This is a genomic window from Bordetella saccharivorans (genome assembly GCF_045862855.1).
In the GTDB taxonomy this organism is placed as follows: Bacteria; Pseudomonadota; Gammaproteobacteria; order Burkholderiales; family Burkholderiaceae_B; genus Bordetella_A; species Bordetella_A petrii_F.
The window spans coordinates 4232737-4244493 of sequence record NZ_BAAFZO010000001.1 but is presented as its reverse complement, the minus strand read 5'-3'; the positions used below and the strand labels follow the sequence as shown (position 1 = coordinate 4244493).

The window sequence follows — 11757 nt, the reverse complement described above, 5'->3', positions numbered from 1 at the left end:
CATGGCCATCCCCGCACAACGCCGGCTGACCGCGGGAACGCCCCACCCGCTGGGCGCGACGAGCGACGGGCTGGGCGTCAACTTCGCGGTCTTCTCCGCCAACGCGACCCGCATCGAGCTGTGCCTGTTCGACGACCGCGGCCGCAAGGAACTCTGCCGCCTGCCGCTGCCCGAATGCACCGACGAGATCTGGCACGGCTACCTGCCCGATGCCCAGCCCGGGCTGGTGTATGGATACCGCGCGCACGGCCCGTATGACCCGCGCAATGGCCACCGCTTCAATCCGCACAAGCTGTTGCTGGACCCTTACGCACGGCGCCTGACCGGCTCGCCGCGCTGGTCCGACGCGCTGTTCGGCTACCGCCTGCAGCATGCCAAGGCCGACCTCAGCATGGACCGCCGCGACAGCGCGCTGGCGATGCCCAAGGCCATCGTGGTGGACGACTACTTCGACTGGGGCCGCAGCGTGCCGCCCGCCACGCCGTGGAACGAGACGATACTGTACGAAGTGCACCTGCGCGGCGCCTCGATGCAGCGCGAAGACCTGCGCGCGCCGCTGCGCGGCACCGCGACCGCGCTGGCCGACCCGCGCTTCATCGACCACTTGCACCGCCTGGGCGTCACCGCGGTCGAGCTGCTGCCTGTGCACGCATTCCTGCAGGACCGCTTCCTGGTCGAGCGCGGCCTGCGCAACTATTGGGGCTACAGCACCCTGTCGTTCTTCGCGCCCGAGCCAGCCTACGTGCCGCACGGCGGCCCCAACGAACTCAAGCAGGCGGTGCGGCGCCTGCATGCCGCCGGCATCGAGGTAATCCTCGACGTGGTCTACAACCACACCTGCGAGGGCAGCGAACTGGGGCCCACCCTGTCGTGGCGCGGGCTCGACAATGCCAGTTACTACCGCCTGGTGCCCGGCGAGGAACGCCACTACATCAACGACACGGGCTGCGGCAACACCCTCAATATTTCGCATCCGCGGGTGCTGCAAATGGTGATGGACTCGCTGCGCTACTGGGCAGCGGCCTACCGGGTCGACGGTTTCCGCTTCGACCTGGGCGTCACGCTGGGACGTGAAGGCACGGGCTTCGATCCGGGCTCGGGCTTCTTCGATGCCATCCTGCAGGATCCGGAGCTGGCGCGCCTCAAACTGATCTCCGAACCCTGGGACGTGGGGCCGGACGGCTACCAGCTGGGCCAGCATCCGCCCGGCTTCGCCGAATGGAACGACAAGTTCCGCGACGGCGTGCGGCGCTACTGGCGCGCCGACGACGGCATGGTGGGCGAACTGGCGGCCCGGCTGGCGGGCTCGCGCGACTTGTTCGACCGGCGCCACCGCCGCCCCTGGGCCAGCATCAACTACGTTGCCTCGCACGACGGCTTTACCCTGCGCGACCTGGTCACCTACGGCGCCAGCCACAACGAAGCCAACGGCGAGGGCGGCAACGACGGCCACGCGGAGAACTTCAGCGCCAACTGGGGCCACGAAGGCCCGGGCGGCGGCGAGACGGTGCAGGCGCTGCGCGCGCGCGCCCAGCATGCGCTGCTGGCCACGGTGCTGCTGGCCGACGGCACACCCATGCTGCTGGCCGGCGACGAGTTCGGCAACTCGCAGGAAGGCAATAACAACGCCTACTGCCAGGACAATCCCATCAGCTGGCTCGACTGGACCCAGGCCACCCATGAACCCGGCGCGGGCCTGGCGCGCTATGCCGGCCGCCTCGCCGCCCTGCGGCGCGCGCATCCCAGCCTGCGCGCGGACCGCTATGGCGACGCGAACCGCGAGGTGGCGCCCGGCGTGCCGGCGCTGAGCTGGTTCAACGAGAACGGCGAGCCGATGGAGGCGGCGCACTGGCAGGACACAGGCCGCCGCACACTGGCCATGCGACGCGCCTGCCCGACCGGCGACGGAGCCGACGTCACCCTGCTGCTGCTCAACGCCGGCGACACGCCGGCGACCTTCCACCTGCCGGCCCCCCCGCTGGCATGGACACTGGCGGTAGACAGCGCCAACCCCCAGGCAGACGCGCGGCCGGCCGCTAGCGCCCAGGTCGAAGTGGCCGCCCACAGCCTGGCGCTGCTCGGCGCCCGCGTCCCCGGAGCCGCTCCATGAATATTTCCCCCGCCAGCCCGGCCACGATGCCGGGCGCCCCGTTCGACGACGCCCTGCCGCGCTTCGGCGCGCTGCTCATGCCCGACGGCACCACCCGCTTCCGCCTGTGGGCGCCTACAGCGCCGGCCTCCCTCGCGCTCGAGATCGAGGGCATGGATCCCATCCCGCTGCGCCCGGACGCCCAGGGCTGGATCGAGGCGCGCGTGGCTTGTCCGGCCGGCGCGCGCTATCGCTACTGCCTCGGCGACGGGCGCCGGGTGCCCGATCCGGCATCGCGGCAGCAGGCCGACGACGCACACGGCGCCAGCGTGGTGACGGCGCCTGGCGGCTACACCTGGTCCCGTCCCGACTGGTCGGGCCGCCCCTGGGAGCAGGCCGTCATCTACGAAGTCCACCCCGGCCTGGCAGGCGGCTTTGCCGGCCTCGAAGAACGCTTGCCGCACCTGGCCTCACTGGGCATCACCGTCGTGCAACTGATGCCGATCGCCGACTTCCCCGGCCGGCGCAACTGGGGATACGACGGCGTGCTGCCCTTCGCGCCCGATACCCGCTACGGCACGCCGCTGCAGCTGAAACACCTGATCGACACCGCCCATACGCTGGACATGAGTGTCATGCTGGATGTGGTCTACAACCACTTCGGACCGGACGGCAACTATCTGCCCAGCTACGCCGCGCCATTCTTCCGCCGCGACCTGGAAACCCCGTGGGGCCCGGCCATCGATTTCCGCCGCCGGGAAGTGCGGCGTTTCTTCGAAGAAAACGCGCTGTACTGGCTGACGGAGTACCGCTTCGACGGTCTGCGCCTCGATGCCGTCCACGCCATCGCCAATCCCGAATGGCTGCCCGACCTGGCCCGCTATGTGCGCGGCCATATTCCCGCGCAGCGCCACATCCACCTGGTGGTGGAAAACGATGACAATCGCGCTTCGCTGCTGGCCCGGGGCTACGACGCGCAATGGAACGACGACGGCCACCACGTCCTGCACCACCTGTTGACCGGCGAGACGCACGGCTACTACGCGGACTACGCCGAGGCGCCCGCCGCGATGCTGGCGCGCTGCCTGGCCGAAGGTTTTGTCTACCAGGGCGAGCCGACGCGGCGCGATGCCGCCCGGCGGCGCGGCGAACCGAGCGCGGACCTGCCACCCACCGCCTTCGTGCTGTTCCTGCAGAACCACGACCAGATCGGCAATCGCGCGCTGGGCGAGCGGCTGCGCACGCTGGTGGGCGAGCATCCCGATACATTGCGGGCCGCTGTCGCGCTGCAATTGCTGGCCCCGCAGATCCCGCTGGTCTTCATGGGGGAGGAATGCGGTTCGCAAGCGCCTTTCCTGTATTTCACCGACCATGCCGACCCCGCGCTGGCGGAAGCGGTGCGGACCGGACGCCAGCGCGAATTCCGCCTCGACGCCGCCGCGGGGCCCCTGCCGGACCCCAACGACTACGAGACCTACGCGTGCTGCTATCCCTGGGCCGACGGCGCCGAGGCGGCCCAATGGCTGGAGTATTACCGGGCCCTGCTGGCCGTGCGCCGGCATTTTCTCGTGCCGCGCCTGCCCGGCGCCCGCGCCGAGCGCGCCGATGCCCTCGGGCCGTGCGCAGTGGCCGCGCACTGGCGCATGAACGACGGCGCGCGCCTGTCGTTGTACGCCAATCTGGGCGAGGCCGAAGCGGCCATGTCCGCCGCGATGCCGCGGAGCGGCGCCGGCGTGCTGCTGTTCGAAAGCTGCCATGGCGCGCTCGACGCGCTCCGCCGTGGCGCGCTGCCCGGCGCGTGCACCATCTGCCTGCTGGAGGAAGCCCAATGAGCACGCCGCCGGCCTCGGACCCGCTGGCGCTGCTGGCCGATGCCGCCGGCATCGCCGTGCGATGGCTGGATGCCCACGGACGGCCGCAAACCGTCTCCGCCGAGTCGCTGCGCGCCGTGCTGGAGGCGCTCGACCTGCCGACCGGCACCGCCGCGCAGGCGCGCGACAGCCTGGCGCGGCTGCGCCAGCCCGCCGCTGCGCCGGCGCTCGCGGTGGTTGACGCGGGCGGGCGGCTGCCGTTGCCAGAAAACCGCCCGCGGCCCTACCGCATCGAATGCGAAGATGGCGCCGTACTGGATGGCCACACCCTCAGCCAGGACGGCCGCGGCTACCTCCCCATTCCGCAACAGCCCGGATATCACCGGCTCGAGCTCGACGGCGCATCCACCATGCTGGCCGCGGCACCGCCGCGCTGTCCGTCGCCGGCGGAGCTGCTGCAGCAGCAAGTGCCGCGCGCCTGGGGTATCGCGGCGCAGGTCTACAGCTTGCGCCACGATGACCCGGCCGCCCATCCAGCGGCGGGCGGCTATGGCGACTTCGGTGCGCTCGCCGATCTGGCGGCCGAGGCGGCCCGCCACGGCGCGGATGCGCTGGCCATCAGCCCGGTGCACGCCATGTTCGGCGCCGATCCCGCCGCTTGCAGCCCTTACGCTCCTTCCAGCCGCCTGTTCCTGAACGCGTTGTACGCCGACCCATGCGCCGTGTTCGGCCCGGACGCCGTGCGCACGGCCATGGCGGACATCGGCGGCCCGGAACGCGCTGCCCGGCTGGAACGCGCTTCCCTCATCGACTGGCAGGCCGCGGGCGCGCTGCGCCTGGCGCTGCTGCGGCGGCTCTACGAGCGGCTGGACGAGGCGGTGCCGGCGTTGCGCGATGCTTTCGCGCAATTCCGCCAGGCCGGCGGCGATGCGTTGCAGAACCACGCGGTGTTTGAAGTGCTGCACGCGCGCCATGGCGCGGGCCCCGGCGCCGTGCGGGACTGGCGCCAGTGGCCCGAGGAGTTGCGCGATCCGAGCTCGCCGCGCACCCGCGGCTTCGGCGCGGCGCATGAACGCGAAGTGGCCTTCCACGTATTCATGCAATGGCTGGCGCGCGCCAGCCTGGCGCAAGCCCAGGCCCGGGCGCGCGGCGCCGGCATGCGGCTGGGCCTGATCGCCGATCTCGCGGTCGGCACTGACCCGTGCGGCAGCCACGCCTGGAGCCGCCAGGCCGACATCCTGGACGGCGTGACCATCGGCGCGCCGCCGGATTTGTTCCAGCCCGCCGGCCAGCAATGGGGCCTGGCGGCTTTCTCGCCGCGCGCGCTGCGCGCCACCGGCTATGCCGCCTTCATCGAGATGCTGCGCGCCGCGCTGGCCGACACCGGCGGACTGCGCATCGACCACGTCCTGGGACTGGCGCGCCTGTGGCTGGTGCCGCGCGGCGCCGCGCCGGCACAGGGCGCCTACCTGCGCTACCCCCTCGACGACCTGCTGCGCCTGATTGCGCTGGAGGCCTGGCGCCATGCGGCGCTGATCGTGGGAGAGAACCTCGGCACCGTACCCGAAGGCTTCAACGAGCGCCTGGCGCAAAGCGGCGTGCTGGGCACCAGCGTGCTGTGGTTCCAGACCGCCGCCCGCCCCGCCGGGGCGGCGCCCGCCTTCGTCCCGCCGGCGCGCTGGCCGGCCGATGCCATTGCCATGCCGGATACGCACGACCTCCCTACCCTGCGCGGCTGGTGGGAAGAGCGCGACCTGGATTGGCGCGAACAACTCGGCGCCACGCCGGCCGCCGCCGGCCGCGCCGCCCGCCAGGCCCGCAGCAGCGAGCGCGACGCGCTGTGGGCGAGCCTGCGCGCGGCGCGGCTGGCGCGCGCCGGACCCGCGCCGCGGGAAGCGCCGGTCGCGGCCATGCTGGGTTTCGTCGCCGCCACGCCCGCCCCGCTGATGCTCGCGCCGCTGGAAGACCTGGCCGGCCAGGCCGACCAGCCCAACCTGCCCGGCACCACCTCCGGGCACCCCAACTGGCGCCAGCGCCTGCCGCACGGGTGCGCACGGTTGCTGGCCGACCCGACCGTGCGCGCGCGCATCGACACGATCAAGGCCTGCCGGAGCGCGCCATGACCCCGCGCGCCACCGTTCGCCTGCAACTGCACGCCGGTTTCACGCTGGATGATGCCGCCGCGCAAGTGCCATACTACGCGCGGCTGGGCATCAGCCATTTCTACCTCTCGCCGCTCGGTTGCGCGCGCCGCGGCTCGACCCACGGCTACGACGTCGTGGATCACGGCCGCGTCAACCCGGAACTGGGCGGCGAGGCCGCGCTGGGGCGCCTGGCGAACGCCCTGCGCAAGCACGACATGGGCCTGATCGCCGATATCGTGCCCAATCACATGGCCGCCGACAGCGCCAACCCATGGTGGCGGGATGTGCTGGCGCAGGGGCCGGCCAGCCGCTACGCCACATGGTTCGACATCGATTGGCAGCCGGCCGATTCCGCGCTCCAGGGCAAAGTGCTGCTGCCCTGCCTGGCGCACCCGTATGGCGAGACGTTGCGCGCCGGCGGCATCGCGCTCGTCCACGAGCCGGACAGCGGCGGATTCGCGGTACAGGCCGGCGACACGCGGCTGCCGCTGGCGCCTGGCACCCAACCCGCGCAGGCCGCGCCCGGCATCTTGCGCGCATCGCACGATCCGGCCGACGCCGACGGCCGCGCCCGCCTGCATGCCCTGCTGGAACGCCAGCACTACCGGCTGGCCTGGTGGCGCACCGCGGCAGACCAGATCAACTGGCGCCGCTTCTTCGAAATCGCCACGCTGGCGGGTGTCCGGGTCGAGCTTCCCGAAGTGTTCGACGCAGTCCACGCACTGCCGCTGCGGCTGTATGCAGAAGGCCTCATCGACGGGGTGCGGGTCGACCACATCGACGGCCTGGCCGAACCCCTGGACTACTGCAGGCGGCTGCGGGCCGCGTTGCGCGAATGCGGCCACGCGCGCCTGACCGCCGGCCTGCCGCGCGATCCCTACCTGGTGGTGGAAAAGATCCTGGGCCCGGACGAAACCCTGGACGAACGGTGGGACGTGGACGGCACCACTGGCTACGACTTCATGGACCACGTCGGCGCGCTGCTGCATGACGCCGCCGCCGAGCCCGTGCTCACGCAGGCCTGGCAAGTCCTGTCGCGGGACGCCAGGCCGGCGCGCGAACAATTGGAAGCGGCGCGCCTGCGCATGCTCACGCGCCATTTCGCCGCCGAACGGCGCGCCCTGGCGCGCACGCTGCTGCAGGTGGCGCGCCTCGACCCCGACACGCGCGACTGGAGCGAGGATGCCATCGACCGCGTGCTGACGCGCTGGCTCGCGGCCTTCACCGTCTATCGCACTTATGCGGGCCCGCACGGCCGCGATGCGGCCGACCAGGCGCACTGCCAGGCGGCCGCCGCGCGCGCGCGGCACCTGCCCGGGCTGGCCTGGTCGCGGGCCGATGGGCAGCTGCTCGAGCAGGTGAGCCGCTGGCTGGCTGGCGGCGCCTCGCAGCCGGCAGCACAGCGCGAAGCGCTGCGGCGCTTCCAGCAACTCACGCCGCCGCTGGCCGCCAAGGCGCTGGAAGATACGCTGTTCTACCGCTACGGGCCACTGCTGTCGCGCAACGAAGTCGGCGCCTCGCCGGACCGGTTCGCCCTGTCGGTGGCCGATTTCCATCGCGCCTGCGCCGCGCGGGCGCGGCGCTTCCCGGCCGCCATGCTGGCGACCGCCACGCACGACCACAAGCGCGGGGAAGACGTGCGGGCGCGGCTGGCCGTGCTGACCGAGATCCCGCTGGAGTGGCTGCGGCGCGTCCAGCATTGGCTCGGCGCGGCCGGCACGGCCCCATCCGCGGCGGATCGCTACCTGCTGCTGCAGACCCTGGTGGGCGCCTGGCCGATCGGTCTGGATCCGGCGGACGACGCCGGCCTGCAGGAGTTCCTGGGACGTGTGCGCGCCTGGCAGACCAAGGCGGTGCGCGAAGCCAAGCAGCACTCCAGCTGGACCGAGCCCGACCCGGACTACGAGGCCGCCTGCGCCGACTATCTGGAACGCCTGCGACACAACGTGGGCGGCACGGTCCCGCTGGCCGAGATCGGCGCATTCGCGCGGCATATCGCGCCGGGCGGCCTGGTCAACAGCCTGGCCCAGGTCGCGCTGCGCATGACAGTGCCGGGGGTCCCCGACCTGTATCAAGGCACCGAACTGTGGGACTTCAGCCTGGTGGACCCCGACAACCGTCGGCCGGTGGACTACCCGCTGCGGCATGCCGCGCTCGCGGCGGCCGCTGCGCAGGAAGCCGGCCAGGATTGGGGCGGGCTGCCGCCGGCATGGCGATCCGGACAAATCAAGCAGGCCCTTGTCCATCACCTGCTGCAGTTGCGGGCCGGCTATCCGTTGCTGTTCGCGCACGGCTCGTATCTGCCGCTGTCGGTGCATGGCGCGCGGGCTGCCCATGTGGTGGCGTATGTGCGCAGCCACGGCGACCAGCATGCGCTGGTAGTGGCGCCGCGCCTGTGCGGCATGCGGCTGGCCGCGTCCGGCCAGCCTGACCGGGCGGCCGAGTTCTGGGCCGACACGCGGGTCCGGCTGCCGGCCGGTCTGGTGCGCCAGCCCTGGCGCGATCTTCGCACGCAGGATGTCGCGCGCGCCGACGCACATGGCTGCGTGCCCGTCGCGCCGCTGCTGCAGACGCTGCCAGTCACCGTGCGGATGGCTGGCTGAAGGCCTCGCCGGCCCGCGCGGCGGCGGAAGCTGGCGCGCGGGCGGCAGGTTCCGCCGGCGGCGTGCTGCGCAGTATCTTGCGGATCCGCCGGATCAACTCACCCAGTGAAAACGGCTTGAGGATGACTTCCAGCCCATCGCCCTGGAATTCGCTGCCGTCGACCACATTCTCGGCATAACCGGTCATGAACAGCACCTTGAGCCCGGAATGCGATTCGCGCGCCATGTCGGCCAGCTGGCGGCCGTTCAGGCCAGGCAGGCCCACGTCCGTCAGCAGCAAGTCCACCCGCGGGGCTCCAGCCACCAGCTTGGCGCCAGCCTCGCCATCCGACGCGGCGAGCACCCGCAGCCGCAGGCCGACCAGGCTCTCGCGCACCATCTCGCGCACATTGACATCGTCCTCGACCAGCACCACCACCGCCTCGGCGGGCAGCTCGCCGGCATCGCCGCGCTCCGGCTCGGCGCCGGGCCTGCCGTCCTCCTGCGCGCCCTCATAGCGCGGCAGGCACAGCCTGACCACGGTGCCGGCGCCCGGCTCGCTGCTCATCGCCACCAGGCCGCCCGCCTGGCGCGCAAAGCTGTAGATCGTCGACAGCCCCAGGCCGGTGCCCTCGCCCAACGGCTTGGTGGTGAAGAATGGCTCAAAGGCCCGCTCCAGCACCTCTGGCGCCATGCCACAGCCTTCATCAGCCACGCGGACCTCCACGAACTCGCCCGGCTGCACGTCGGGATAGCGCCGCAGGAAATCGGCGTCCAGCCGGGCGTTCAGCGCTTCCACGGTCAGTTGCCCGCCATCCGGCATGGCATCACAGGCATTGATCACCAGGTTGAGCAGCGCGCTTTCGAACTGGTTGACGTCGCACTTGACCATGTACAGGTCCGGCGCGGCACGGCAGGCCAGGGATATTCCCTCGCCGGTGTAGCGACGGAACAGGTCTTCCATAGAGGCCAGCGCCGCGGCGGGGTCGAGCGGCCTGGGATCCAGCGGCTGGCGCCGCGAGAAACTCAGCAGGCGCTGCGTCAGGCGCGCAGCCCGTCCGGTGGAATCCATGGCGGTCTCGATGAACCGGTTCGCTTCGCCGTACTTGCCCGCGTCCAGCTTGCGCTGGATCAGGTACAGCGCGCCGCTGATGCCTTGCAGCATATTGTTGAAATCGTGCGCAATGCCGCCCGTCAGCTGGCCCACCGCCTCCATCTTCTGCGACTGCAGCAGGGCCGCGTGAGCCTGGCGCAATTGCTCGGCCTGCATCTTGAAATCGGTGTCGTCGCGCCCGACCAGATAAAAATTGTCGTGCGCCCAGGAGATGGTCCAGGTGATCCAGTTATAGGTGCCCTGCTTGTTCAACAGGCGGCACTCGAGGTGCCGCACGCCCGGCGGCTCGGCCGCGGCGTCGCCCCGCAGCAGACTTGCCTTGATGGTCTGCTGGTCGTCCGGATGCGCCAGTTCGGCCAGCGGCATGGCCAGGAACTGCTCGGGCGTCCAGCCAAGAATGCTGCGCACCGCGGGATTGACGCTGACGAAGCGCCCGCGCGCACTGGCTACCGCCAGCAGCTCCGGAGACAACCGCCAGATCCGGTCGCGTTCCGCGATCGCCGACTCGATGCGCTGCTCGAGGACGCGCGCGTATTGCGACCGCTCGATCGCCTCGCACAGGCGTTCGGCGACACCCTCGATGAAGGCGATATCCGGCCCCTTGAGCCGGTGGCTCGGGTGCGGGCGCACATACAGCATGCCGGACGGCCAGCCCCAGCGGCGCAACGGCACGGCGATCGCCTTGGGGCTGGTGTCGCCGCGCGCGGTGGTCAACAGCGGCGAAATGTACGCTGTGCGGCCGTTCTCGAAAGCCTGGCTGCATTCTTCGCCGAGCTGGTCCGGCTCGAAGGTATCGCCTTCGGCGAGCGCCTGCTCCGACATCCAGCAGGTGGCGACGCCCGGCGGCCCCTCGCCGGACGCATAATCGAGCACCGCCGCGACGCTAAGCTCCAGGTGCCGTCCCAGCGCCTCGCACGCCACATGCTCGATATCGCCTTGTTGATGGATCTCCCGCATCTGGTCAGACAGCGACAGCAGGAAATTCTTGCGATGCTGTTCGGCCCACAACTCGGCCTCGGCTGCCTTGCGCGCGGTAATGTCCAGCACCAGCACGGTAATGCGCTCGGGCCCCTCTTTGTGCACGCGGGCTTCGTACCAGGCCTCGCGGCCCTGGTGCGGCGCGGCCAGTTCGAACTGGGCCGATTCGCCGCTTTCCACCACATTGATGAAGGTTTCCATGATGAGGTCCGGCACGCCGGGAATCATCTCGCGCAGCGAATGGCCGAGCGTGTCGCCCGATTGCAGGCCGCTCTGCTGTTCGAACGCGGGATTGACCTCCAGGAAGCGGAAATCGGCCACCTTGCCGTCCCCGCCGCGCATGGCCTCGACCAGGAAGAAACCCTCCTGCATCCGGTTGAACATGCCGCGCCAGCGCTCGCTGCTGTCGCGCAGCGCCTGCTCGGTTCGATGGCGCTCGATGGCCAGCGCGGCCATGCGGGTGACCAGCGCCATCGCATCGATATCGTAGGGGGACGGCAGGTGGCGCACCCGATAATAATTCGAGAATACTCCCAGCACTCCGCCATCGGTACCCTTGATCGGCGTGGACCAGCACGCCCGCAGGCCATGCTTGAGCGCCAGGTCGCGCCAGGGCTGCCAATTGGGATGCACCGCGATGTCGTCAATGTAGACCGGGCTGCCAAAGTACGCCGCGGCCCCCCAGGACGCCACGTCCGGCGCGATCTCGGCGCCATCGATGGCCGCCACGAAATCGGCGGGCAAGCCGGGCGCCACGCCATGCCGCAGGCAATGATTGGCCTCGTCGACGAACGCGATCGACGTAATCAATTCGACGCTGGACTGCTGCTCGATGCTGCGCAGGACGTGATCCATCACGTCGTCCAACGGCATGCCGGTGGCGATACGGTGCAGCATGACACGCTCGTCCTCCAGCCGGGCGCGCGTGTCGGTCCATGGATTGCGAACGCGGTCTTGCTTGCTGAACATCACACCCTCATGCGGCGGGTCGGCAATGATCTGGGCCAGGACGGCCGACTCGCTAGACTTTAGGACAGTC

Annotated in this window: 5 protein-coding genes; 4 read left to right on the top strand and 1 reads right to left on the bottom strand. The window is 70.9% G+C overall.

The window, feature by feature from the left end; translation table 11 throughout:
* The first annotated feature begins 1 nt into the window (after position 1).
* Genes glgX through treY form a run of 4 tightly spaced genes read left to right on the top strand, consistent with a single transcriptional unit; the run spans position 2 to position 8647 of the window.
* On the top strand, positions 2–2110 hold the full coding sequence (gene glgX, locus ACKTT0_RS20315; protein ID WP_407851577.1) for a glycogen debranching protein GlgX: 2109 nt from the start codon (positions 2–4) through the stop codon (positions 2108–2110).
* 26 nt (positions 2111–2136) lie between these two features.
* Complete coding sequence (gene treZ / locus ACKTT0_RS20310) at positions 2137–3921, top strand: malto-oligosyltrehalose trehalohydrolase (protein WP_407852469.1); 1785 nt, start codon at positions 2137–2139, stop codon at positions 3919–3921.
* The gene (gene malQ / locus ACKTT0_RS20305; RefSeq protein ID WP_407851576.1) at positions 3918–6023 is read left to right on the top strand and encodes a 4-alpha-glucanotransferase; all 2106 of its coding nucleotides are present in this window, start codon (positions 3918–3920) and stop codon (positions 6021–6023) included. The genes treZ and malQ overlap by 4 nt, the downstream gene beginning before the upstream one ends.
* Positions 6020–8647, top strand: a complete 2628-nt coding sequence (gene treY, locus ACKTT0_RS20300) for a malto-oligosyltrehalose synthase (RefSeq protein WP_407851575.1) — start codon at positions 6020–6022, stop codon at positions 8645–8647. Before malQ ends, treY begins: the two co-directional genes overlap by 4 nt.
* Here treY and ACKTT0_RS20295 read toward each other — a convergent pair.
* Entirely contained in the window at positions 8625–11687 is a 3063-nt protein-coding gene (locus ACKTT0_RS20295) for a PAS domain S-box protein (RefSeq protein ID WP_407851574.1), read from the bottom strand. The genes treY and ACKTT0_RS20295 overlap by 23 nt on opposite strands.
* Positions 11688–11757 lie beyond the last annotated feature (70 nt).